General features: G+C 56.5%; 17 protein-coding genes. 12 read left to right on the forward strand and 5 right to left on the reverse strand.

The annotated features are described in order from the left end of the window. Positions 1-153 precede the first annotated feature (153 nt). The 7 genes from ABF979_RS06720 (at position 154) to ABF979_RS06750 (ending at position 9710) form a co-directional block, all read left to right on the forward strand. Positions 154-3774 carry a PAS domain-containing protein gene (locus tag ABF979_RS06720; protein ID WP_415558675.1) on the forward strand — a complete coding sequence of 1207 codons (3621 nt, stop codon included), beginning with the start codon at positions 154-156 and terminating at the stop codon, positions 3772-3774. A 59-nt stretch (positions 3775-3833) separates the two neighbouring features. Next, positions 3834-4673 (forward strand): aldo/keto reductase, encoded by an 840-nt coding sequence (locus ABF979_RS06725; protein WP_415558677.1) that lies wholly within the window; start codon positions 3834-3836, stop codon positions 4671-4673. Between the two features lie 100 nt (positions 4674-4773). Continuing rightward, positions 4774-5247 carry a flavin reductase family protein gene (locus ABF979_RS06730; RefSeq protein WP_046900185.1) on the forward strand — a complete coding sequence of 158 codons (474 nt, stop codon included), beginning with the start codon at positions 4774-4776 and terminating at the stop codon, positions 5245-5247. 153 nt (positions 5248-5400) lie between these two features. Then, positions 5401-7572 (forward strand): TonB-dependent siderophore receptor, encoded by a 2172-nt coding sequence (locus tag ABF979_RS06735; RefSeq protein ID WP_415558678.1) that lies wholly within the window; start codon positions 5401-5403, stop codon positions 7570-7572. 7 nt (positions 7573-7579) lie between these two features. Then, positions 7580-7852 carry a hypothetical protein gene (locus tag ABF979_RS06740; protein WP_415558680.1) on the forward strand — a complete coding sequence of 91 codons (273 nt, stop codon included), beginning with the start codon at positions 7580-7582 and terminating at the stop codon, positions 7850-7852. Further along, positions 7849-8157 carry a hypothetical protein gene (locus tag ABF979_RS06745; protein ID WP_371822673.1) on the forward strand — a complete coding sequence of 103 codons (309 nt, stop codon included), beginning with the start codon at positions 7849-7851 and terminating at the stop codon, positions 8155-8157. Before ABF979_RS06740 ends, ABF979_RS06745 begins: the two co-directional genes overlap by 4 nt. Next, entirely contained in the window at positions 8154-9710 is a 1557-nt protein-coding gene (locus ABF979_RS06750; protein WP_415558683.1) for a PepSY-associated TM helix domain-containing protein, read from the forward strand. The genes ABF979_RS06745 and ABF979_RS06750 overlap by 4 nt, the downstream gene beginning before the upstream one ends. Here the strand turns inward: ABF979_RS06750 and ABF979_RS06755 are convergent. Together ABF979_RS06755 and queF are read right to left on the reverse strand one after the other, a co-directional pair. After that, the gene (locus tag ABF979_RS06755) at positions 9700-10515 is read right to left on the reverse strand and encodes an aminoglycoside N(3)-acetyltransferase (RefSeq protein ID WP_415558684.1); all 816 of its coding nucleotides are present in this window, start codon (positions 10513-10515) and stop codon (positions 9700-9702) included. The two genes, ABF979_RS06750 and ABF979_RS06755, sit on opposite strands and share 11 nt — an antisense overlap. Positions 10516-10518: 3 nt before the next feature. After that, complete coding sequence (queF, locus tag ABF979_RS06760) at positions 10519-11007, reverse strand: preQ(1) synthase (RefSeq protein WP_202206224.1); 489 nt, start codon at positions 11005-11007, stop codon at positions 10519-10521. Positions 11008-11178: 171 nt separating this feature from the next. Here queF and typA point away from each other — a divergent pair, with 171 nt between their 5' ends. The 3 genes from typA to ABF979_RS06775 all read left to right on the forward strand — a co-directional run bounded on the left by typA (position 11179) and on the right by ABF979_RS06775 (position 15829). Further along, on the forward strand, positions 11179-12999 hold the full coding sequence (gene typA, locus ABF979_RS06765) for a translational GTPase TypA (RefSeq protein WP_086634249.1): 1821 nt from the start codon (positions 11179-11181) through the stop codon (positions 12997-12999). 275 nt (positions 13000-13274) lie between these two features. Further along, positions 13275-13574, forward strand: a complete 300-nt coding sequence (locus ABF979_RS06770; RefSeq protein WP_046900907.1) for a hypothetical protein — start codon at positions 13275-13277, stop codon at positions 13572-13574. A 278-nt stretch (positions 13575-13852) separates the two neighbouring features. Beyond that, complete coding sequence (locus ABF979_RS06775) at positions 13853-15829, forward strand: hypothetical protein (protein WP_415558687.1); 1977 nt, start codon at positions 13853-13855, stop codon at positions 15827-15829. 104 nt (positions 15830-15933) lie between these two features. Here ABF979_RS06775 and ABF979_RS06780 read toward each other — a convergent pair whose 3' ends face one another. Together ABF979_RS06780 and ABF979_RS06785 are read right to left on the reverse strand one after the other, a co-directional pair. Further along, entirely contained in the window at positions 15934-17187 is a 1254-nt protein-coding gene (locus ABF979_RS06780; protein WP_046900180.1) for a D-amino acid dehydrogenase, read from the reverse strand. Positions 17188-17284: 97 nt separating this feature from the next. After that, on the reverse strand, positions 17285-18307 hold the full coding sequence (locus ABF979_RS06785) for an NAD(P)/FAD-dependent oxidoreductase (protein WP_202206227.1): 1023 nt from the start codon (positions 18305-18307) through the stop codon (positions 17285-17287). A gap of 46 nt (positions 18308-18353) precedes the next feature. On the opposite strand from ABF979_RS06785, the gene ABF979_RS06790 reads away from it, so the two are divergent. Then, positions 18354-19421: a glycosyltransferase family 4 protein gene (locus ABF979_RS06790; protein WP_415558689.1), complete on the forward strand. Its 1068-nt coding sequence runs from the start codon at positions 18354-18356 to the stop codon at positions 19419-19421. An 8-nt stretch (positions 19422-19429) separates the two neighbouring features. Here ABF979_RS06790 and ABF979_RS06795 read toward each other — a convergent pair whose 3' ends face one another. Then, the gene (locus tag ABF979_RS06795; RefSeq protein ID WP_415558691.1) at positions 19430-24661 is read right to left on the reverse strand and encodes a Hint domain-containing protein; all 5232 of its coding nucleotides are present in this window, start codon (positions 24659-24661) and stop codon (positions 19430-19432) included. A 239-nt stretch (positions 24662-24900) separates the two neighbouring features. Here ABF979_RS06795 and ABF979_RS06800 point away from each other — a divergent pair. After that, positions 24901-25027: tRNA (adenosine(37)-N6)-threonylcarbamoyltransferase complex ATPase subunit type 1 TsaE (locus ABF979_RS06800; RefSeq protein ID WP_415558697.1), on the forward strand; the 127-nt coding region annotated here is incomplete at its 3' end.

Raw genomic sequence — 25027 nt, forward strand, 5'->3', positions numbered from 1 at the left:
GGCACATGGCGAAGGAAACGCAGCACGGTCTTGATGGTCGCAAAGGTTTTATGGAAAAGGACACAGGCAGGAGGCTGCGTTCCTGTGCAGATCTGTTAGTGTGAGGTCGGCCCTCGTCCATCCCGGAAAAGCGGCGTGACCGGGAGAGACAGCATGACGGCCGGTTCAGAAGTAGCGCAAGCCAGTGGCAATGCTCTTCCTTCGATCGTGCATCAGATCAGAACAGCTCTTGAAGACTTCTCGGAGCATCTGCTGGCCCTGGCAGCCAGTCTGGGTGGTGGGGCTGCTGCGCTGGTCCTGCGGGATCGTCGTGGGGAATGGGTGATAGCTTCTGGCGGAGACAGCAGTTTTCTCGCCGAGCTTGAAAGCGGAAATCCTAAGGGTGTTTGCAGCCTCCCGGTTTATGAAAACGCTCCCGAGGTCTGGTTGTGTGTCAGATGTAAAACGCCGGGGCTGGAGAATGTTCAGGCACTGTGCGCGCGCCATATTGCCCAATCATTTTCGATGGCAGATGGTTCTGGATTGGCCAGTCAGCTTCATCGGCTGGACCGCCGTATCAAGCGTATGGCTGAAGCCGCAGAAATGGGTTTTTTCCGTTGCAACCTGACGCGCCGTATTCTGTTTGGGGATGAACGTTTTGCGCAGATTTGGGGGCTTCCTCCAGAACGTTTGATGCAAGGGCTTCCGATGGAGGATGCATATGCTTGCCTCCATCCGGACGATCGTGCTGCTTATGAGAGCGTTGCAGAAGACGAACTCAGGGAAGAGGGCAGCTTCGAATACCGTGTCCGCCTTATGGTTTCGCATGCGCAGGGGCCGACAATGGTGCGGCATCTGCTCATTCGAGGTTGGCGGGATGATGATCAGCCCGACCGCGAGGATCTGTATTCCGTCGGTGTGATCATGGATGTTTCAAATGCTTCCATGGTGGCTGAAGCGCTCAGGTCCAGTGAAGCCTTTACCCATCTTCTTCTGTCCAGCTCTCCGGACTGCATTCATATCCTCGATCTGGACGGGTGCATCCGGTTCATCAACGCGGGTGGTATCGAGGCCATGGAGCTCGATAGCCCGATTATCCTGCACGGTGTTCCCTGGGTTGATCTGTGGCGAGGTCAGGCTCGTATCATGGCCATGCAAGCAGTTAAGACGGCCTTGAGTGGAGAGGCCGGGCGTTTTCAGGGCTATGCCAGTACCATGCGGGGAAACCGTCGCTTCTGGGATGTCGCCGTTACGCCGATCTTCGGAGAAGACGGAGACGTTCAGCGTCTTCTGGCGACCGGACGTGATCTGACGGAAGTCAATCAATCCAGTCTTCGGCTTCAGCTTGCACTGGACGCAGGTGCTATCGCCGGAACATGGATGTGGGATGACAATTCCTCTCTCGTGATCGGGGATGCCCGCCTGGCTGAAACGCTTGGCCTCGACGCAAAGGCACTGGAGCAGGGTGTTCCAGCTACCGCGTTCTATGCCGCCATTGAGCCTGAAGATCAGGGGCGTGTTGCAGCCGCTATTACGAATGCCCTGCATACGGGCGGACAATGTGATTTCGAATTCCGTGTCCGCACACCGATGGGGACGCGGTGGTTTGAAGGGAATGGTCGCTGCGATCTGACCGAAGACAGACGCCCGCTGCGTTTTCCTGGTATCGTGCTCGATATTGATCACAGCAAGAGACAGTCTCTGCGTCAGGCAGCCTTGGTGGAGCTTGGGGATCGGCTGCGCGCCCTAGAAAATGCTGATGAAATGGAAGGCGTTGCCGCCCAGATCCTGTGTCGCGAGCTCTCCGCAAACTGTGCTGCTTACGGGACAGTCGACGAAGCGGGAACAGGTATTCTGATCGGCGCCATGCGCACGGTCACGCTCGGATCAGGAAGCAAGGTTCAGCATCAGACATCCATTCGTGGATTTCATGCCTTCCGCGATTATGGCGATTACGGACCGCTTCTGGCGCGTGGGCGGACTGTCGCGATTTCGGATGTGCGTCTGGATGCCTTGACCCTCAAGCATGTCGAACGCTTCGAAAATCTCAATATTTGCGCTCTTCTTCATGTCCCCCTGTTCAAGTTTGGCAGGCTGGTTGGCGTGATGTGTGTGTACTCCACGGTTCCGCATGTCTGGACGGAAGAAGAAATCGTTTTCACACGCGCTGTGGCGGACCGCACCCATGCCGCCATGCGCCAGGCCAAGACCCAGCAGGAACTGCGTGAGATGAACGTGATGCTGGAGGAGCGGATCCGCCAGCGAACGCGGGAACGTGACCGCCTCTGGACCATCGCCAAGGACCTGTTCGTTATCATCAGCCGAAGTGGTCACTACATGGCTGTTAGTCCCTCCTGGTTGCGAGCGCTGGGCTACACACAGGAAGGTCTGATCGGGCTGAGGATTGAAGCCCTGTGTCATCCGGATGATCAGGCTGCGGTCTGTGAAGCGTTTGACCGGGTTCGACTCAGTACGCCTGGGTCCGATGTCGCACTGGATGTGCGGATGAAGCACCGGAACGGCACATGGCGGCTGTATAACTGGAATTTCAATAATGAAGGTGACACCATTTACGGTGTTGGCCGCGACATTACTGAACGCAATGATCTGGAAGAGCAGTTGCGTCAGTCCCAGAAGATGGAAGCCGTGGGCCAGCTCACAGGTGGCCTTGCTCATGACTTCAACAACCTTCTCGCCGGAATAGGTGGAAGTCTCGAACTCCTTGAAACCCGGCTGGTGCAGGGACGGACTGTTGGTCTTGACCGTTATATCACGGCGTCACAGGACGCGGTGCGGCGTGCAGCATCCCTGACACACCGTTTGCTGGCGTTCTCGCGTCGTCAGCCGCTAGATCCGGTTCCTACGGATGTGAATGGTCTGGTGTGTGGTCTGGAGACGCTCTTGCGCGGGAGTGTCGGCCCGTTGGTGTCGATCCAGTTTGATCTGCAACAGGGTATCTGGACGACACGGGTGGATGCCAACCAGCTTGAGAACGCAGTGCTCAATCTCTGTATCAACGCACGGGATGCCATGCAGGAGAGCGGCGGAACCATTCGGATTGTGAGCGCCAATACCTCTCTGGGCCCTGTGGCCAGTCATGAAGCGGGTGTGTCTGTTGGCGACTACGTGCTTCTGAAGGTTGAGGATAACGGCTGCGGCATGGCGGAAGAGACGCTTCAGCGCGCGTTTGATCCGTTTTTCACGACTAAGCCTCTGGGGAGGGGGACAGGTCTGGGGTTGAGCATGATCTATGGTTTCGCCCGTCAGTCTGGTGGGCAGGCGCAGATCAGGTCCCGGCCCGGAGAAGGAACATCAGTCAGTCTGTGGCTGCCCCGTTATGACGGCCCAGCCGACCTGTTGGTAGCAGATGTTTCGAAAGGTGATTTGCTGACAAAAACGGCGTCTGTTCGACTGTCTGGGAAGCTGGTTCTGGTTGTGGATGACGAGGAAGCGGTCCGACTTATTGTCAGTGATGTCGTTGGAGATCTGGGCGCGCGGGTTTTGACAGCAGAAGACGGTATTTCAGCTCTGGAACTGTCAGATCGTTTTTCGAATGGCGTTCAGCCCAGCGTGATGATCACGGATATCGGTATGCCAGGGGGAATGAACGGGCGGCAGCTTGCTGCGCGGATGCGAGACAGATTTCCCGATCTGAAAATTCTGTTCATTACCGGCTATGCGGAGCAGAATATTCTGGACGAAGGCCTGCTTGAACCTGGATGTGCTCTGCTGGTGAAACCTTTCAGCACAGAAGCTCTGGCGCGCAAGCTTTCACAGCTCGTGGTGCCAGCCTGAACTCAGGCGGCCGATCAGGCGTTTGGTCTGTAAGAACAAGATTTGAAAAGGAATTTCTGATGAACGATGAGGTGCCATATCTGGATAACCAGACAAGAATTATGCTGAACGATGGCCGCGTTATTCCGCAGCTTGGGCTGGGTGTGTGGAAGACGCCTCCTGAAGAGACAGCAACGGTTGTGCGGGAGGCTGTGAAGCTCGGATATCACTCCGTCGATACGGCACGCCTCTATCGGAACGAAGATGGCGTCGGTGAAGGTCTGGCGGACTACCCCGATGTATTCGTGACAACGAAAGTCTGGAATGACGAGCAGGGCTACGATAGTACGCTGCGCGCTTATGAGGAAAGTTGCCGTCTGCTGCGTCGTCCGGTTTTGGACATGTATCTTATTCACTGGCCAATGCCGGAACAGGGTCAGTACGTAGAAACATGGAAGGCCCTCGTGACGCTGCAAAAGGAGGGGCGGGTCAAGTCCATTGGCGTGTCCAATTTCGAGCCAGAACATTTGTCGCGCATCATGGATGCAACCGGCGTTGTGCCGGCTGTTAACCAGATCGAACTTCATCCATTTTTTCAGCAGAAGGCGCTGCGGGCCTTTAACGAACAACACAATATCCGCACGGAATCATGGCGTCCGCTTGGGAAAGGGCAGGTGCTGGATAATGCCACGATCGGGGAAATTGCTCGAAGTGTAGGGCGGACGCCCGCTCAGGTCATCATTCGTTGGCATCTGCAGAGCGGTCTTATCGTGATACCGAAATCGGCGAACCTGAAGAGATTGGCGGAGAATCTGGATGTCTTCGATTTTACCCTGACAGAGAACGACATGGCGGCGATCGCAAAACTTGATCGTGAAGATGGCCGCATGGGCGCCCACCCCATGACGGCCCGCTTCTGAAAAAGAGATCGTCTTGCGAAAGGGCCGCTTCTGGTGACAGTCGTGGTTCTCCTGTAATGGTGCCGGAACCAAAAATTCCGACGATGGCAGGAGAGTTGTCATGACGACACTGAATGAGCAGGACTTTCGCCGGGCGATGTCCCATTTCGCAACGGGTGTCGCTGTTGTGACCGCCAAAGGAAGCGAAGGCGAACAGGGGGCGACCATCAGCGCCCTGACATCTGTTTCCCTTGATCCGCTCCTGCTTCTGATCTGCCTGCATCGTGGCAGCTCGACCTACAAGGCCATTGCTGAAGCCGGGCGTTTTGGTCTGAGCATCCTGAACAACAGCCACAAGGATGTGGCCATGCTGTTTGCCAGCCGCACGGCAGATAAGTTCGGATCAGACGTCGTGGTGCGAGCGGAAGACGGTACGGCGTTTATTGATGGCGCACTGGTGCAGATGCACTGCGAATTGGTGGAGACGTTTCAGGGCGGTACGCACGCGCTGTTCATGGCAAAGCCGACGTCCATCACCGTTCGTGATGAAGCCCCGTTGCTTTACTTCCAGGGACAGTTGGGAATTGAGGCGTAGGAGCACGCTTGTTTGGTTACAGGCGTGCGACCGTAGGTAATGATTTGAAAAAGTGATGGAGATTTCGAAGGCTTTTCGGAGTTTCCAGCTTTCAGTTGTTGAGAATAATTATCATTAGTGTTATCTCCCCGCTCGCTTTTCGGAGATTTGGCGATGCGGGTACGGTCGTGTCTTATTCCCTGTGCAACAGTGTTGCTGGGGCTGCCTTCGGGTCTGGTGTTCGCGCAGGAGCCGGAGAAGGAAGGTTCAAGGCATCATCAGCCTGAGCCTGTTCGGCAGGGACAATCGGCTGATCACGCCCGGGAAGAGCGCCTGAAAGTGAAGGGCAGCCATGTCGGGTTGCTTTCGGCTGGCGGAAATGCTGCAACCAAAACGTCCACGCCGCTTGAAGATGTTCCTCAGAACCTGACGGTTATTACCCAGGCGCGCATGGCGATGCTGAACTCACGCAGTGTGTCCGAGGCGGTTCGCTACGCTGCGGGCGTTTCTGACTATGGTTCCAAGGATGACCCACGCGGATATTTCGGGACAATCCGGGGTTTTTCCCCGGATATCTATCTTGATGGAACACGTACGCCCGATGCCGCGTCCTCGCAGTCCTTCAGCATAGAGCCGTGGGGACTTGAAGAAATGGACGTGCTGCGTGGGGCTTCATCGGCGTTGTATGGCTCCGGGCAGCTTGGCGGCATCATCAATGCGGTCAGCAAACGACCCCGTGAAAATCAACAGAACGAGGTTGCGTTTCAGACTGGATCTTACAGCCGCGTTCAGGGCGCTGCGGATGTCGGGGGAGCCATTGATTCCGGCAAGACGCTTCTATGGCGTTTCAATGGTCTTTTGCGTAAGTCCGACACCTACGCGAAGAATATCAAGAATAACGAAGTCTATGTGGCGCCGTCCCTGCGATGGCGCCCGGATAGCAAGACAGATTTCACGATTCTTGCGAGCTATGAACAGCTTGATGCAGGGTCAACAGCGCAGTTTCTCCCGTCTGTTGGAACGCTTTTTGCCAGTCCTTACGGGTACATTGCGCGTAATTTCCTGAGTAGCGATGCTGATTATGATGTGTATTCGAAGCGTCAGGTCGCCCTTGGTTACAGCTTCACGCGGCGCCTGACCCCGAACTGGACCATCAGCCAGAATATGCGATACGCGCATCTGGATCTGGACTATCGGTTCGTGACGGCTGTTGCCCTGTCTTCTGATCAACGCACACTGACGCGACGGGCGTTGCTACAGTCCGCCAATTACAACAACGTGACGCTGGATACGCGCTCCAACCTGAAGCTCAAGATGGGGCCGGTGCATCATGAGCTACTGGCTGGTGTGGATTTCCGAAGTGATTTTCTGGCCAGCCGCCGCGGACAGAGAACGGCTCCGTCCCTGGATCTGTACCACCCCGTCTATCGCACGATCAGTTGGCCAACCTATGGCACTACGACCAATACGAACGAGACCGAGACGCAGACTGGGATTTACGCGCAGGAACAGGCGGAGTGGCATCATTTCTATCTGACCCTTTCAGGACGAGAGGATTTTACGGAAAGTCTCACTGTCGATAATCGTACGGGGACACAGACCCCTCAACAGAACAATGCTTTCACTGGGCGTGTCGGGCTGCTCTACAAGTCCTCTATCGGCCTGGCGCCTTATGTTTCTTATGCGACATCTTTTCAGCCTCAGGTCGGAACGACGCGTGAGAATACGCCTTTCCTGCCAACGCGCGGAAAGCAGATCGAGGCTGGCCTGAAATACAAGCCGCCGCACGGAACGCCTTGGGGCGAAGATTTCATGCTGACGGCTGATTTCTTCAATCTGGTCGAAACCAATGTTCTGACAACTGACCCGGCTGATTCGACCTATGACATCCAGACGGGCGAACAGAGAACGCGTGGGTTTGAGGCGGAAGGCGTCGGACGTCTTCCATACAGGATCGATATGTTGGCCTCTTTCACCTATCAGGATCCCCGGATTACAAAGACAACCGTTGCGGCCCAGAAAAACCAGCGCCCGGTTGCGGTCCCGTCTCATATGGCATCCCTGTTCCTGAAGCGGGATTTTCGGCTGACGAAAAACTGGGTTACGGGACTAGGTGCAGGTGTACGCTATACAGGCAATACGGCAGGAGCATTGCCGGAAACATTCACGGTTCCAAGCCAGCTTGTCTGGGATTTGCAGGCTCATCTGGATTACCGGCGTTTTGGAATGCAGTTCAATGGGACCAACATCGCAAACCGACATTACGTAGCAATGTGTACGCGTTCGGTTGCCTGTGCCTGGGCGCCTGGACGAGCAGTATTCGTTACTTTGTCCTATCGTTGGTAAATGGCCCGTGGTGTTCGAACTCCTTTCTGTAGTCCTGACCGTTCTCGCAGCAGAACTGTTTTACTTGTCGGCGCCGTCTCAGTGTTTGATACGTCGCTCTCTCTCATTGCGTGCAGGCGTAGTGTCGGGTCTGCTCAGTCTGTTGGCTGCGGTAGAGGTAATGGCCCTGAGGATGCATCTCCTCACAGCACTGCTGGCCGTTGGAACCGTGCTGATGCTGGCGTGTAGTCTGCTGCCTCTGGCCCTGGCGCTTTTCAGACCTCAGGAACGATCATCGTGAGTAGTTCGACACAGGCCAAGCCCCTGGATGGAACCGGGTGGATCGGAAAGGTGCTGGCTGGCCTGATCCTTGGCGCGACGCTGGCGATCGGTTTGATGGGCGTCCTTGGGTTACTGTTTCACGCCGATGCCCAACTCAAGACAGCTACGTCTCAAATCCTGCGCTGGTTTCCCGGGCCTGTCTGGGGGCTCGTGGTGGCATTTTCTTTTCTGTTCCGCTCGCCCCGTCAGGCATGGCTGGCACTGGCTGTTGCAAATGCCGGGGTGTGGGTCCTGTTTTTCCTTCTGCATGGTGTCATGGCATGAAGATTCGCGGGGATCTCGTCCGGCTTTACCGGAACGTTCATAGCTGGGTCGGCATTATGGCGGGACTGTTCCTGTTCATCGCCTTCTACGCCGGTGGAATGACGATGTTTGAATTGCCGCTGGGGAACTGGGCCTCTCGCACAGCTACGTTGCCAGCGCCGGTTCCGGCAGATCGCCTGTCCGAACTGGTGCAGAAGGCCGAGACGGCAAATCCGTCCATGGTTGCCAACCATACTGTGGTTTTGCATCCGGATGAGACCAGTCCATCGAGCCTCATGTGGGTTGTCTCATCAGACAGGGACCATAGGCCTGCACGGACAGTTTATGCAGGTCTGGCCGCAGATGGCACACTCGTTACCCAGACGAGAACACCCTCGCAGGTCGGGTATTTCCTCAACATCCTGCATCAAAGAATAGGCCTTCCCCTGAACCGGGAATATGGGCGCCTCATCATGGGGATTGTGGCGCTCTTGTATGCTGTGGCGCTTGTGTCGGGCACGATTGTTCTGCTGCCCTCTCTGGTTCGTAATCTCTTTGCCGTAAGACTGACCGAAAATCTGCGCCGCATGTGGCTCGATTTCCATACGTTGCTGGGTGTTTGCTCCCTGCCGTTTCACATCGTGATGGCTGCAACGGCTGCTGGGTTTGCATTTCATCAGCCCATCATGGCGGTGGAAAAAACCCTGTTTCTGCCAGCAGTGTCCGCACATCCGCCTCAGAAAAATCACTCGCACCAGGGTGACCGGCCTCAGGCACTTCTTGAGCCGCTGGCGATTGTCGATGCCTTCCGAAAGCAGGTTCCGGGGCTTGAGCTGGACACGCTGGCCTATTCCAGCCGGGGCGGGAAGCTGTCTTTGCACGTGACGGTACAGGATGCGGCGCAGATCAGCCGGCGACCGGATGGGGGGTATGGCGAGGTCAATCCTTACACAGGGCGCCTGATCTCAACTGATTTTCTGCCCAACCATCAGAAGCCAGCATTCCAGGCCCTCACGTTGATCTACGCTCTGCATTTCGGGACTTACGGAGGGTGGCTGATCCGGTGGGGCTATGCTGTTTTGGGGTTTGGTGGAGCATTCCTGTTTTACTCAGGCAATCAGCTCTGGATCTCATCGCGCAGGCGCCGTGACCGCTCCGCTGGTCTGACGGAAGACAGCTTTGGAACGCGCTGCCTTTCGGCTTTGACAACAGGCTGCATTATTGGCTGCATCAGCGGTGTATCCGCAGTTCTTGCTGCCGCGCCTTTCTTACCAGAAGGCGGCCACTATCAGGCAGCCGAGGCCCTGTTTTACACAGTCTTTTTCATCTGCCTTACTGTCGCTGCGTGTTGGGGCGGAACGAAAAGTCTTCGCCCCCTTCTGAGTGTGGCTGGCGTGCTGACCCTTCTGATCCCCCTGACAGACATGACACGATCTCTGACGTCGGGAACGGCCACGTCTTTGGCTGTGAGTGTGGATGGTGTGGCGCTTGTTTATGGAGTGGTTCTCATTGTGCTGGCCCTCAGGAAGAGCCCGCACAGGGGGACTGAAATACGTATCCCGGTTACGTCATAAGGGACGGTAAGCTCCACATTTCCACGGCCGTATCAACGGCCTGCGCAACTGGAAACAGCCGCGAGGGGGCCGCCCCGACATGGCCATGTTGCAGCATGGCCTGTCCATCCAGCTTTGCCCCGATGGCCGGAAAGCGCTCCACATTCGTTTGCGGCATGCGGAACCGGACCCAACGACGTTCTTCATTCACCAGCAGAGCAGTTCCATCTTCAAACGTGGGGCCGTGCGGATCTGAGAGCCGTTCCGCCAGATGAAGTGCCGTACAGGTTTCCCAGCCTGTGCCGATCATCAGCACGTGAGCGCCGCACTGGTTCAGAACCGCGAGAGGTGAAACAACGCCAAACGGGTCTTCGAGGGGCTGGCTGGAGAGAATATCTGCAGCCCGTGGCCCCCGGGCTGTAAAGGACACCTGCGGATGCAGGCTTCGGAGCGTCCCAGGCCATGTGCGGAAGGTCTCGGCAACTGTGCCAACGCCCCGCGTGGAGGTTGTGCGAGGATCGAACGCAGGCATGCTGGCTCGGATCGTGTCCCACCAGGTCTGTGGAACGGGTGGATCACACCATCCGGCGGGATCGCTCAGGTCCGAAGACTGCGCAGGCATGACAATCGTGCCTTCCGGCCCCACAACTTGAAGAAGAGCCTCAATAACACTTCTTGCTCCGCCACAGATCCAGCCAATACGGCTCATGGCCGTATGAACCAGAACCGTCATGCCGGGTTCAAGGCCAATCCGTCTGAAATCAACCGCCAGCCGTGCCTGGGTGACAGGACCGCGGGCACGGGCAATGGCAGCCGCTTCAGTCATGTCTCAGCCGCGGCCCCGATAGCCGGGAACGTCCTGTGAGGGAATCCAGACGCCTGCTGGTGGCTCACCTGTCTGCCAGAAGACATCGATTGGGATGCCGCCGCGTGGGTACCAGTAGGCTCCGATGCGCAGCCATTCCGGATCGAGTAGTTCGACAAGGCGTTCGGCAATCGCAACGGAACAATCCTCGTGGAAAGCGCCATGGTTGCGAAAGCTGGTCAGGTACAGCTTGAGAGACTTGCTCTCCACGATCCATTTGCTCGGGATGTAATCGATGACGATGTGCGCGAAGTCCGGCTGGCCAGTTACGGGGCAAAGAGACGTGAACTCCGGTGCTGTGAAGCGCACAACGTATTTGCGACCCTGATGAGGGGAGGGCACACGCTCCAGAACAGCTTCTTCCGGGCTGTTTGCGGCGGCCGTGTTACGGCCAAGCTGGCTCAGGGCGTCAGTTCCCGGGGCGGAAGGCCCCGTTGGATGATGGTCGGACATGGTGGATTCTTCTCGCGGAAAGACTGTGTTTTCCGAAGATGTGGACCAGCTTTGCGCCTCACTCAACCCGGCCCCTTTACGAAAAGACTGCGACAGAGTTTGCATATTCGCGGGATTCGGTGCAGAAGACGGCGCAAATTCTCATCTTCGATGCACCGTCTGGAAGACCACATGGAAATCCGTAACATCGCCATCATCGCGCACGTCGATCATGGCAAAACCACGCTGGTTGACGCGCTCCTCAAGCAGTCCGGCTCTTTCCGCGAGAACCAGCACGTTGCTGATCGCGCGATGGACAGCAATGACCTCGAACGCGAGCGTGGCATCACCATTCTCGCCAAGTGCACATCCGTTGTCTGGAAAGACTCGCGTATCAACATCATTGATACGCCGGGCCATGCTGACTTCGGTGGCGAAGTCGAGCGTATCCTGAGCATGGTGGATGGCGCGATCATCCTTGTTGACGCCGCTGAAGGTGCTCTGCCGCAGACGAAGTTCGTTCTGGGCAAGGCTCTGGCCCGTGGCATTCGCCCGATCGTGGTCGTGAACAAGATCGACCGTAGCGATGCGCGTCCGGACGAAGTGCACGAAGAAATCTTCGATCTGTTCGCGTCCCTGGGCGCTGATGAGCACCAGCTCGACTTCCCGATGCTGTACGCTTCCGGCCGTCAGGGCTGGGCTGATCTTGAGCTGGACGGACCGAAGAAGGACCTGTCCCCGCTGTTCGATCTGGTTCTGCGCCACGTCCCGACGCCAAACGTCGACAAGGATGCGCCTTTCGGCATGGTTGCAACCATCCTTGAGAGCGACAACTTCCTCGGCCGTATCCTGACGGGTCGTATCGATCAGGGCCGTGCGAAGGTGAACATGCCGGTTCGCGTGCTGCGTCCGGACGGAACGGTTGTTGAAACCGGCCGTCTGACGAAGCTGCTGTCTTTCCGTGGTCTGGATCGCGTGCCGGTTGATGAAGCCGAAGCTGGTGACATTGTGGCCGTTGCCGGTCTGTCCGAAGCAACGATTCCGGACACGATTGCTGACCCGTCCATCAGCGAGCCGCTGCCGTCCCGCCCGGTTGATCCGCCGACCCTGTCCATGACCTTCCGTATTAACGATGGTCCGCTGGGTGGCCGTGAAGGCAAGAAGGTTACGTCCCGTCAGATCCGTGACCGTCTCTTCAAGGAAACCGAAGGCAACGTGGCCATTAAGGTTACGGAAAGCCCGGAAAGCGAAGCTTTTGAAGTTGCCGGTCGTGGTGAACTTCAGCTTGGTGTTCTGATTGAGCAGATGCGCCGTGAAGGCTTCGAGCTGACGATCGGTCGTCCGCGCGTTCTCTTCCGTGAAAACGAAGAGACCGGCGATCGTGAAGAGCCGTTCGAAGAAGTTCTGGTCGACGTTGACGAGCCGTATTCCGGTGTTGTCGTCGAGAAGATGTCCCTGCGTAAGGGTGTGATGCAGGACATGCGTCCGTCCGGTGGTGGCAAGGTTCGTCTGACGTTCCTGATCCCGTCCCGTGGCCTGATCGGCTATCACGGTGAGTTCCTGACCGACACGCGCGGCACGGGCCTCATGAACCGTCTGTTCCATGGTTATCTGCCATATGTCGGCACGATCGAAGGCCGTCGTAACGGCTCGCTGATCTCCGCTGAAGATGGTCAGACAACGCAGTACGCGCTGTTCGCCCTTCAGGATCGTGGCACGATGTTCGTGGACGCTGGCGAGAAGATTTACACAGGCATGATCCTGGGTGAGCACTCCCGCGAGAACGATCTGGACATCAATGCGGTCCGTGAAAAGAAGCTGACCAACATGCGTGCATCCGGCAAGGATGAAGCCCTGCTTCTGACGCCGCCGCGCCGTATGAGCCTTGAGCAGGCCATCGCCTACATCGAAGACGATGAGCTGGTTGAAGTGACGCCGTCCGCCATTCGTATCCGTAAGCGTTATCTGGATCCGAACGAGCGTAAGCGCGCTTCCAAGAGCCGCGAAAGCTGATCTTTCCCCTTAGGGAATAGATTTTGAAAAACGCGCACCGGGCTTCCGGTGCGCGTTTTTTTATGGCTAAGAGTCGAGGGGCAAGAAATCAGGAAGTCCTCGACGGGACTTTGGCGGAATTGAGGCGTATTTGCGAAGAGGAACCTCTATCCCCCTGAAATTTCATAAAGTTAATGCACGACGAAGACGCGCACTGGTGCTAATTTCAAAGCATGGCCACTTCGATTTTTCTGAAATGTGGTCCGTTTTTTAGTTTTCTGGAGCTTTGTTCTCAGATGCGCCTTTTCAATCGTTCCCTAATCGCCGCCGTTTCTGCTCTGGCCCTGACAGCTGCTCCGGCTTTCGCTGATCCAGTGTCTGCTCCGGTCGAAGCAACGCCTGCTCCGACGGCTCCTGCCGCGCCAGCAGAACCGGCGGCGCCTGCCGCCGCTCCGGAAGCTGCATCCACGGATGCTGCAACGTCCGACAAGACGAGCACCACGAAGAAGCATCATCACAAGAAGCACCATCACAAGAAGCACAAGAAGGCTGCCGCTGCTGCCTCCACGACGGATGAAGCAGCACCGTCCAACTAATGGCGGCTTACCCGGTTTTACCGGGCGGTAAGTAGAGGAAAGCGGGATTGGCTCAGGCTGGTCCCGCTTTTTTTGTTTTTACTGTACGGTCCTCTCAAACCTTTGCTTGCAAGACATACAGTCGTTTCAATTTTCCGGGTGTGGATTTCATGGCCTCTTATCTTTTGTCTTGGCATGGGACGCTTGTTTCCAGCAGGGAAGCCTGTTTATGCACAGCATCTTTTGCAGACGTATTGTTGAAAGTGGTCACACCCGTTCTGGTAGAAGGCGGATATGACATGATGCCCAGTTGGGCAGGTTTGTCGCTCTGTCCTTTGCCGGGGGCCGTACGACCGTTGTGTGTTTTGACGATGGGTACGGAGTTCCTGTCCAGTCGCAACGCCATAGACCTGGACTGGGCAGGTTATCATCTGGAATGGGAGAGCTTCTTACCAATCAAGGCCTCTCTGCTTCCTGTCCTGCATGCGCTGCTCTCGCGGAGGTGGTCCATTGGGAATGGGCCTCTACAGCTGCCGTATATTCAGGAATTTTCTCTCTTCATTGGGGATCAGAAATGGCCATTGGAGACACTTCTGGGGACAATCGAAGGGGATACTATTCTTCTGCAGACTGCAGGCGATGAAACCGTCTGGATTTTAGGAGCGTGCCCGTCCCCCCTCTTGTGCAGGCTTTTGCGTGGCATGTCCGAAAGTCTCGTCGGGGCAGTTTCTACCCCTGAGATTGAAGAACTGCGCAGGCAGATTTTAAGGGTGTCCGCTGCACCGCATGAAATCATTCATCTCCTGTATTTGGCCCGGATGTGTGTAGAGCAGGAAAGACTGACTTTCGGACAAGAGTTTCTAAAATATGCCCGCCTTTATGATGACCGTCCGGATCTAGGTTATTTCCAGGCCGTCTTGGCGGAGCGCATGGGAGATCATGCCACTGCGACTAAGCATCTCTCGGATGCGCTGGCGCAAAAATTTTCTGATTCGACCATGCTCAAGCAGTTTGATTACCTGCAGGCCAGAATGGCAGCAGGAGAGAACATGCTTCTTCTTCTGCCAGAACTGATGCAACAGGTTTCAGGTAGTGGCTTCGATCCTCTTTTTGATTCCCTGATGCTCTCTCAGAAGCTGGCCGCAACAAACAATCAGGATGTGGTGCAGGCCTATAGTCTGATGTTTGAGCAGTTCTGTTTCAGTAAAAGCCGAGACCGTGGTCGGGCGCTTTTGCGCCATGATCAGACTGGTAATGGCGTCCGTTACTGGAGCGAGATTTGTTTAGGGCATGATGCGTGGCTGTCCGGGGATCGAGCTGCCGCAGACAGGCATTATGGCGAGGCCAAGACCCAAGCCATCGAAAACGGGATCATGCCAATCCACTATAATTGCGGTGTGTTTTCCTGGTTGCCTGAAGCTGAGGTTGCTGGCCTTGAAAACAAAGTCGTGGAAGACCGTCTTGGAACCTCGGGGTGGACTTGGAAGTCCAGTGTTCTTCCGGGGCAGGAGGACGTTCAGCCAGAGCTTTGTCTGGTTTTCGGCTGTGATACTGGATACTTCCAGTTTATTCCCAAGCTTGTCCTGTCTCTGCTGAAAGTGTGCATGGCCCGAGCGAAGGGTGGCCGCATCCGGCTCTGTCTGGGTATCGATAGCCCGACTAGTGAACAGTTGGACTGGTTGGAAGAAATGGTCAGTGCCTTGTCAGGGCATGATTATGGGCTTGATTTCACCGTCGCGCATGGCCCGCTGACCTACCGCGACGGTGCAACCTATACGGCCATTCGATATCTGATTTTTCCGGAAATTGCCGAGCGCTGGAGCTGTCCGGTCATTACTGCAGACTGCGACGGCTACTTTCCGTCAGATTTTTTGACACTCTGGGAAGAGATGAAAGCCACGGCAGATTATGGCTTCCGCCTTTATGCTTACGATAAGGCCGGCCATCAGTTTTTTGGAGAGCCGTGGGGTTTTGGGGCTGGCATCTCCTACTTTGGGAATGCGGAGAAAGTGCCCGACATCGCCCGTTTCCTGCATAATTATCTTCAAATTGCCTACAATCCGGATAATCCGACCAACTGGTGTATCGACCAATGCGCTTTAGTGCAGGCTTACAAGCAGTTTGTGGCACCAGATTGGGAGACGTTGCGTATTCGTTTCATGGATGACGGAACACCTTTGATGGTGATGCCCCATCATGTTGGTGGCAAGCAGGAGCTGCTTGAGCACGAAGGCACAGTGTCCGCAGAGGACGTTCAGGCTTTTCTGTCCGCCTGAGCGGAAGAGTATGGCTGAAAGCTGGTTCTGGCAGATCACGTCAGATCGGTCTGCCAGAGAAAGAACGCTGCTATCAGCTTTATAAAGCCGATAGCAGCATCGTTTTACAGGTAGCGATCGAGAGAGAGATCCAGTGACGGGATGGCCGTCTGTCGGCCGGAGATCTGGTCTGCAACGATCTGGCCGGAGCCCGCTGCCATCGTCCAGCCAAGCGTGCCGTGACCGGTGTTAAGCCATAGATTGCCGTAGCGCGGAGCTGGTCCGACGATGGGTGTGCCATCTGGCGTGCAGGGACGCAGACCGGTCCAGTAACGGGCGGCGGAGAGGTCGCCGCCGCCGTACATCTCGTTGAACGACAGTTCCAGCGTTTCACGACGGTCCGGGCTGAGGCGCAGGCTGAAGCCAGTCAGTTCGGCTGTGCCGCCAATGCGGATGCGATCCCCGAGGCGGGTGATGGCAACCTTGTAGGTTTCATCATTCACCGTGGATACCGGCGCACGGCTCTCATCTGTGATTGGCATGGTCAGGGAGTAACCCTTGACCGGATAAATTGGCAGACGCAGCTCCAGCGGCTTCATCAGACGCGGGGAGTAGCTGCCAAGAGCCAGCACATACGCATCTGCTGTCAGGCGGCCAGCGCTGGTACGAATGCTCACGATAGATTTGTCAGCCGCTTCGATGGCTTCAATCGTGGTGCCAAGGCGGAACTTCACACCCTTCTGCTCGGCCATGGCCGCGAGGCGACGTGTGAAGAGATGCGCATCACCCGTCTGATCGCCTGGAAGGCGGAGGCCACCGCGCAGGCGATGGCGGGCATGGGCCAGACCTGGCTCATGCGCAATGATTTCATCGACGTTCAGAAGCTGATGATCCACGCCACTTTCTGCCAGAAGACGCATGTCCTCGGCTGCGTGTTCGACTTGGGCATCCGTCCGGAAAAGCTGGATCAGACCTTTTTGGTCACCATCATACGTGATGCCGGTTTCGTCGCGCAGGGCGTCGATTTTATCGCGGGCATACTCCGCAATCCGAAGCATACGGCTCTTGTTAATGTCGTATGCTTTTTCCGAACAGTTCGCGAGTAGCTCGCCCATGAAGCGGAACATGGCCGTATCGAAGCGCGGGCGGATGATCAGCGGACTGTGTTTGCTGGTCATCCATTTGGCGACTTTGAACGGCAGACCCGGCATGGCCCATGGTGTCGAGTAACCAGGGGAGACCTGACCGGCGTTGGCGAAGGACGTTTCAAGCCCTACGCCAGGCTGCCGGTCAATAACCTCAACTTCATGACCTTCCTGAGCAAGATACCAGGCGGTTGTCACGCCGATGACGCCGGCGCCCATGACGATGATTTTCATGACAGTTCTGCTGCTTTCCGATTGGTAGAAAACCGTATTTTCGATTTGGTACCGATCAGATCAGCACCAGCGGAAACGGTTGTCTACCCCCGGCTTTTCAGCCCGGAACGCCCTTGCTGGTGGAATATTCGAAGTGCAGGGCTGTATCCGGATGAACTATGGCGTGAATGGCATGAACTGCCATTGCACCTTCAGAAAATCCCTGAAGAATTAATTTAAGCTTACCAGGATAGGTTGCCACGTCGCCGATGGCGAAAATGCCCGGTGTGCTGCTTTCCAAGGTCGCCGGGGTGACCGGAACCGTGTTGCGATGCGTGTCCAAGCCCCAAAGAGCGATCGGGCCGAGATCCGTGGAAAGACCATAGAATGGCAGGAGCGTGTCAGCATCCAGATGGCGGGATTCGCCAGCCAGAGTGGTGACTTCCACAGCAGAAAGCTGGCCGTCCGTACCGTGCAGGGCGTGGAGCTGGTAAGGGACGACTTTCTCAATGCGGCCTGCTTTGATCTGATCGTCGATGCGGGACAGTGTCTCCGGGGCACCGCGGAAGCGGTCTCGGCGATGCAGCAGATAAATGTGCTCAGCAACATCTGAAAGCGACAGCGCCCAATCCAGAGCAGAATCGCCACCACCGGCAACGACAATTTTCTTGCCTGCGAAATCAGCACGCTTCTTGACGTAATACTGAACTGCACCCGTGCGCTCGTACGCTTCCAGTCCGTCTAGCGGTGGACGGTTCGGACCGAATGCGCCAGCGCCAGCGGCGATGATGACAGCCTTGGCTTTCACGGTGTCGCCACGTGCTGTGGTGAGCGTGAAGTCTCCACGGTGGCCCGTCAGGGTTTCCACGCGGGAGCCAAGCAGACGGGGAACGTCGAACGGTGCAATCTGCTGATCCAGCGCTTCAATGAGTGCGCCGCCCTCAATGGAAGGGTGCGCCGGAATGTCATAAATCGGCTTTTCTGGATATAGTGCCGCACACTGGCCGCCAATGCTGTCGAGCGCGTCAATCAGGACGCAGCTCAGTTTGAGCATTCCGCATTCAAAAGCTGCGAAGAGGGCGGTCGGACCGGCGCCAACAATCGCGACGTCGGTGGAGAGGGTTTGAGGTGAAATCGTCATATCTGTTTCTTAGGCGTTTTGAGTTGAATGGGGTAGACCATCCCGCATGCGGTGCGCCTTTGTCATCCAACATATTAATGCAACAGGCGGAACCGAACGCTCTGCCTGCGCGGTGATGAACGGGCTTGTTCAGCGGGATGTGACGGTTCATCTGCTGGAACTGGTGGGAAACGGCGCGCCCGTCTTTCCGCTGGACGACAGAATTCCCGTAAAATCCCTGTTTGAAAAGCCGGTAAAAATTTTCAATTCCTGGCCACGAATTGTTGGGAAATTGGTGCGCTATCTAAAGCGTCACCGCATCGACACACTTGTTGTTGTGGAGGCCACACATGCCCTGTATGGCGTGGCTGCGGCCCGTCTGGCCGGGTGTCGGTGCATCGTGTGGGAGCACTTCAATTTCAACATTACGTTCAATCGGCGCAAACGGGTCTGGGGACGGCAGATTGCGGCGCGATGGGCTGATGATGTGGTGGTCCTGACGGCGCGTGACAAAGCGCTCTGGCAGGCAGGACTATCCCTCAAAGCGTCTCTGTCAGTCATTCCGAATATGGCCCCGCCGGTCTGGCAGACAGCTTATGCGCAGACTTCTCGTCTTGTTCTGACGGCAGGTCGGCTGACCGTTCAGAAAGGCTATGACCTGCTTCTGAAAGCCTGGGCGGCTGTAGAGGCTGATAAACGCGTAGCAGGCTGGTCTCTACTTATTCGTGGAGACGGACCGGAAAGGTTCATGCTTCTGCAACAGGCGGCGTGCCTGCTACGGGTGACGATTGCTCCCGCGACCTCTCATCTTGATGACGACTACCGGCAGGCCGCGCTCTACGTGTGTTCATCGCGCTACGAAGGGCTGCCGATGGTTCTGCTTGAGGCTGCCTCAGCGGGAGTGCCAGTGGTGGCTTTCCATTGCGAAACCGGCCCGGCGGAAGTGGTTGTGCCGGAGGAAACAGGAATCCTCGTGCCACCCGAGGATTATATCGGACTTGCTGAAGCTCTTCTGACTCTGATGGAGCAGAATGAAAAAAGGCGGGCCATGTCAGACATGGCCCGCCTTAAAGCATTGGAATTTCAGGAAGGCCCCATCATGGATCGATGGATGGCTCTCCTGGGTCAGTCCTGACTTTTTCTTCAGCCTGCTGCCTGAAACGTTACTTTCCGCTCAAGCGCCACACCCAGTGCCGTTGTCACAGCGTCTTCAGAGAATGTGGCGCTGGTGTATGTCTGTCCGGCTTCAATGATGCCAGACAGAGTTTTGGCGGAATGCAGCGCCACAATCTGTTGGGCCATGTCTTGGGTGGCAGATTGGACGAGGCCACGCAGACTTTTCGGAAGCGCCAGTCCTTCTGCGGCCACGGGCGTCATGATGCAGGGCACGCCCGCAGACAGGCTTTCCAGCACCTTACCCTTGATGCCTGCCCCGAACCGGAGAGGAGCGACACTGAGGCGCGCTTGGTTGAGCACGCGGTCTAGGTTCTGGACATGACCAAGAACCCGGATGCGATCACCGGCCAGAGCATGAATGCTGTCTGGCATCTCAGCCCCAACCAGTGTGCAGGTAATGGTCGGATCCATGGCCCACACTGCGGGCATGATGTCATGCACCAGCCACTGCACGGCATCGCTGTTTGGGGCATGTGCGTAGTTACCAATGAACACTACGCCTTTTCTGTCGTGGCTTGTGGACGAGGTGCTGGCCGCAGGTGTTGCCCATGGAACCACATGCACAATGGCTTGCGGCAGATCTTTCCGAAGCTGGGCCGCTTCTGCCTCAGAATGCGTCAGGACAGCATCCGCCTGTAGCGCTGCACGGTATTCCGCCACGCGAACCTGATTGGCCTTCGCCATCAGTTCCGGTCGGCCCTGCACTGCGGCCTGACGTGCCAGACGCAGGAAGTGAAGGTCTGCGACGCTGTAGAGGACATAGGCTTTCTGCTGGTTGCGGCGGACGAGTGCCATGTAGCGCGTCGCGATGTCTTCACGGTGCAGATACACGACGTCAAAGCTGTTCAACTGGCGGCGCAGAACGTCTTCGACGGACGCAAAGAACGGTAGTCCCTGCACCTTTACACTCGGCAGTGAGTCCAGAGGAGCGGTCATATCCATTTGGTCAGCGGCTACGAAACAGACGTCATAACCCAGAGTTTCGAGGGCCATCATGTGAGACAGGATCGCCTGCGACCCCGCATCCCGATTGGCATCGGGGCGAAGGCTGTCAATGACGAGCGCGCGCTTGCGCTGCGTTGTGGCCTTCGTGGGCATTCCCCGGCGACGGCGCGTGGCATGAAGAGACTGTTCTGCCAGACCACTCACGGCCAGCGCACGGGACTGTCGGAGTTTTTCCACCTGTCCGAGGAGGAAGGACAGAACCTGATCGCCAGACTGCTCGTCAGCGGCAGCAGACACAGCGCGGGCTACAGTCTGCTCCATATCCGCGTCGAAGGCCGTTACGGTTTCCAGAACCTGTGGCGTGCCCAGAAGTGCACCGTCCTCTTCCCGACGCACTTCCAGAACATGGCGTGTGAGAGGGGAGAGGCCGCCGGGCAGGATCACATCGAAGCCGCAGAGCAGGGGCCGTCCGCTCTTGGCAACATCGGGGCGACGGCCGTTCGCCACGATGGAAGCGAGAACCACCCCGTTATCGACAATCTGCAGCGTCACGACATCTTCGGGGTTAGCAGGGTTTGTGGCCCAGCCGGAGATGCGATTGCGTGTAGCGATGTCGATGAAGCCATCCAGAGGGGCCACTGGCGACGGTGCCAGAACGGCCTGTGGAATTTTCTGCTCCATCTGGTCCATCATCCAGGGCGTGTTGCCCAGGGGAGCGTGATCGGTGGCGCGGCGTACTTCCAGAACGTGACGATCCAGCGGAGACAGACCGCCTGGAATGTCAAATCGGAAGCCACAGGCTCCACCAACATCTGGCCTTGCCATTGCAGTGGTGACTTCGCCGAGAACAACGCCATTATCAAGAATCTGGAGACGGACAGCATCAGCGGTGCCCGGAACGCGTGCCCATCCCTCAACATGGGCGTGGGTTACGACGTCCAGAAAGCCTTCCAGAGCACCTGTTGCTACGCGCGTTTTAGTGGAAAGAGCGTTCAGGCGTGTCCGAATGGCGGCTAGCTGAGCGCCTTCTTCAACACGTGGCGCACAATAGCGAGCCTGAACCTGCTCTGCCGCAGGATAGAGCGCATCATACTCGGAAGCATTGTGGAACATGCCGCGAGAGCTATCGTCCACAAAGGTTTCGGACTCTGCACCGTTCGCGAAGATGACGTCGTGGCTTTCCAGCTCAATGTGGAAATAAGCCACCTCATCCATGCGTTCTGCCTGAAGGATGCTCGTCCCGTTGACCAGAGCGACTGCGGGGATCAGAACCCCGTCCAGATACATGGCGTGGAGTGGCGAAACGGACAGATCCTGTTGTGGCAGATTATTGCCTAGAGAACCGCTACGAAAGATGACCGGAAGGATGTCACGGTTCCCATTAGCGAACGCGCCCGCATAGTTTCGGCGACCAATCCAGTGGATGGCTCGGAGACCGTTCGAACGGGTCTGAACAAGATCACCGATTTCGAGCTGTTCGACCGGAATCTCCCCGCGGTTCGTCAGGATAAGTGTGCCGCGGCAATAGCAGGGCGTCCCTTCGGCCAGGAGAAGTGTGCCGCCTGTACTGTCAGACTGAAGGGTGAAGAAATCAGCGGCATAGTCGCTATCGAGGGCTATCGTATAGGTGTCTGTGCCGTTGGAAATTTTCAGCGTGGAAGGGTCGGTCAGGGTTGCTGTGGTGCTGCTGGACCAGGCGAGTTCCGGCAGATCCACTTTTGCACCGCTGGCAAGATGGATATTCCGGGTCGTGCTGCCTGCATAAAGTGCAAGACGGCTTCCATCTCCAACGCTGACATTCGAGGCCGAACTGCCGCTATGGACGGCGGCGCTCTGGCTGCTTGTCAGAGTAACGTCAGACAGGGCTGTGCCGTTCGTAGCCCTGTAATCCGTCATTTCCAGAAGGGTCAGGGACGGATCGTGATCTGACTCTGCGTCGAGTTGTCCCGTATTAACGTGCAGGGTCTGGAACTGGCCCGCATTCGCAAACCCGTCCGTTCCGACCGTATGGTCGAGTGACTGCGCGTTGCCTTCATAGATGTAGGTGTAGCGATTGCTTGCATCTTCTTTGGTCTCCATGTCCGTCAGGCCAGCATTGACATAGATCTGGTTGGCGTCGCTCCACGCCACGTCATTGAAGTCTCCAAGGATGCCGATCTTGGCGGTAGGATCGCTCGAAAGCTGGTTCTGGACGTAGTTCGTGATGTACTGGGCCTGCGCGATACGGTTGTTGACCGTCGCTGTCGTGCCGCCATGGTTTACTGGTGGCTGGGTCGCACCATACAACTCCGAACTTCCGGCCTGCGAGGACAGATGCACGTTAATGAGCGTGACATCCTTGCCATTGAACTCGAAGGTTCCAACCAGGGGCAGGCGGGTGTTCTTAAACGTGCCGCTCAGTTCCTCACTGCCGATGGTGGTCACGGGTTCTTTCAGTGTGACGCGGTCTGCGTTGTAGAGGAAGACGCTGCGGATATTGCCGCCGGAGATGCCACCCTGCGTGCCATTCGCCGGATCGACCTGAGCCCAGGAATAGGTGGGCCCCCCGGCATCAGCGATGGCTTTGACCAGAGCGGCAAGGTTCTGCTCAGCGCTGACAGTTCCATCGTTAGTGACGCCACTGTCATCCTGAATTTCCTGAACAGCCAGAACATCCGGACTGTCGAGATTTTTGACGATGATCTGCGCGACCTGCTTCAGACGGTCCGCATTTGCCGGGTCCAGGGCATTGAAATTCTCGATGTTGTAGTCGCTGACGAGAAGGTTCTGCTCGTCCTTGTGGAAGGTCGTAACTGGCGCAGGCGTTTCAGTGTGAATGACCGTGACCTGTGTGGTCGGGATCAGTTCATAAACGCCGTTGTAATACGTTAGAACACCCGTGATATCGCCAAGCTTGTCGCCTACTTCGGCACTGATGGCAGAGCCAGGCGTAACACCGCTATCGTAGTAGATCTCGACGCGCTGGGTGTTGATGCTGCTCTCGGTGCTCTGAAGAGCGCCGGTTGGCGTGAGCAGTCCATTGCCGTTATCCGGCACGACCCATGTGGCGTTAGAGGCTGTGGCGCCGGTGGCCACAACGTCATGCAGGGTAATGACCTGACCGATGAGGCTCCGGTAAAAGTCCAAAGCATTGGTGTCTGGATTGAGGGAAGCCGTGCTGGTGTTGAGGTCGATCGCCTGTTGCAGATCGCCGAGATAGGATGCCGCCGGAACGGTGAGGCCACCTTGACCCACCACCGCTGGGGTAATGGCCGTGTAGGCTGCACCCGTGTCTGTGTAGGAGACGAGATTGAGTTCCGGTAAAGTGAGGGACTTGCTCCAGGATGTACCGGAGTAGTTCGTGACAGTGCCGGTTACGGAGACTGTTGTGCCAACAGTCGGGAGCGTTGCGTTTTTTCCGGCATAGACAAACAGGCCGGTACTTCCGACGTTGTTGGTGTCCTTGCTGGACTGCTGGATCCAGAATCCGATACTGCCATTCGTATCAATGGCTGTGACGACACCCGTGGTGGTGACGCTGCTGCCCGCTACCGTACTGTAATAACCATTCCCGTTAATCTGCTGGATCGTCAGAGGTGTTGGTGTTGTCGGGGTAGTGGTGCCGGAGTCATCACCGCTACCGCCTGATCCCGTGTCCGACCCGGAAGAGCCATCGTCAGACCCAGAGGAACCTCCGGCATCAGAGCCGTCGTTTGCAGCACCGGGTGTTACGAGAACTGTTCCAGCGGCAGGCGTTGTGCCGTAACCCGCAATGCCAGAAAGAGCCGGGTCATCCACAGTCCAGTCTGATGCGCTGTCAGTGTCCCTTCCGTCAGGAATGCGGGAGGCGCCGGCAATTAATTTGCCTGTGAGAACGGGCGCGTTTGCGTAAGTTGGATCGCCCTTCCCGCCATCTGAGACCGCAATGGTGTCACCGATTTCAGACCAGGGCATAGAGGTGAAGGTGCCTGTGTTGGCCGTGTCCAGATCGTCTCCCGCTTTGCCGGTAAAATTCTTGACCAAGAGGACAGTTTGCGTGCCGTTCTGCAAAGCATTCGTCTGGTAGGGTGTGACCCAGTAACCGTTACTGTTAGTGACGCCCAGCTGAAAAACATTATCAATTTTACCGGCAGCCGTTCCATCGCCGTCTACGACGATTAGCGACCATTCACTATAATCCGTATCTGCATCACCCTTGATTTCTATAAATTCGTTCGGATCACCAGAAACACTTGGGTTAAACATGAATTCATTGATGAGCAGCGTGGATGTCATTGTTAAATACCCTTGCTGGAATAATTTTTCAGAATCGTTACTGAAAAGTTAAAAAACATTTCTGACTTTGTGTAATAAAGAGTCAATATGTGTTGTTTGTATTTTTTAAAAAATCACAAAACATTCACTTCATTTCGTTTTGTGTCTTATTTCATGCTTTTAGAGAGCAATGATCTGTTGTCAGAAACCAGAACACGAGGGCGCTTGCTGGATGGCGCGTAGAACGTCACATTGAGGGGATGCAGATAAGCCTCCCAGATCAGACCTCGACCGAACATCTTGCCGCCCGAATCGCGACGCTTTGTGCCGCCGGAGACTGCATTGCCCTGTCGGGTGGGTTGGGCGCTGGGAAGAGCACTTTTGCCC

The organism is Gluconobacter sp., from assembly GCF_047723935.1.
Taxonomy (GTDB): domain Bacteria; phylum Pseudomonadota; class Alphaproteobacteria; order Acetobacterales; family Acetobacteraceae; genus Gluconobacter.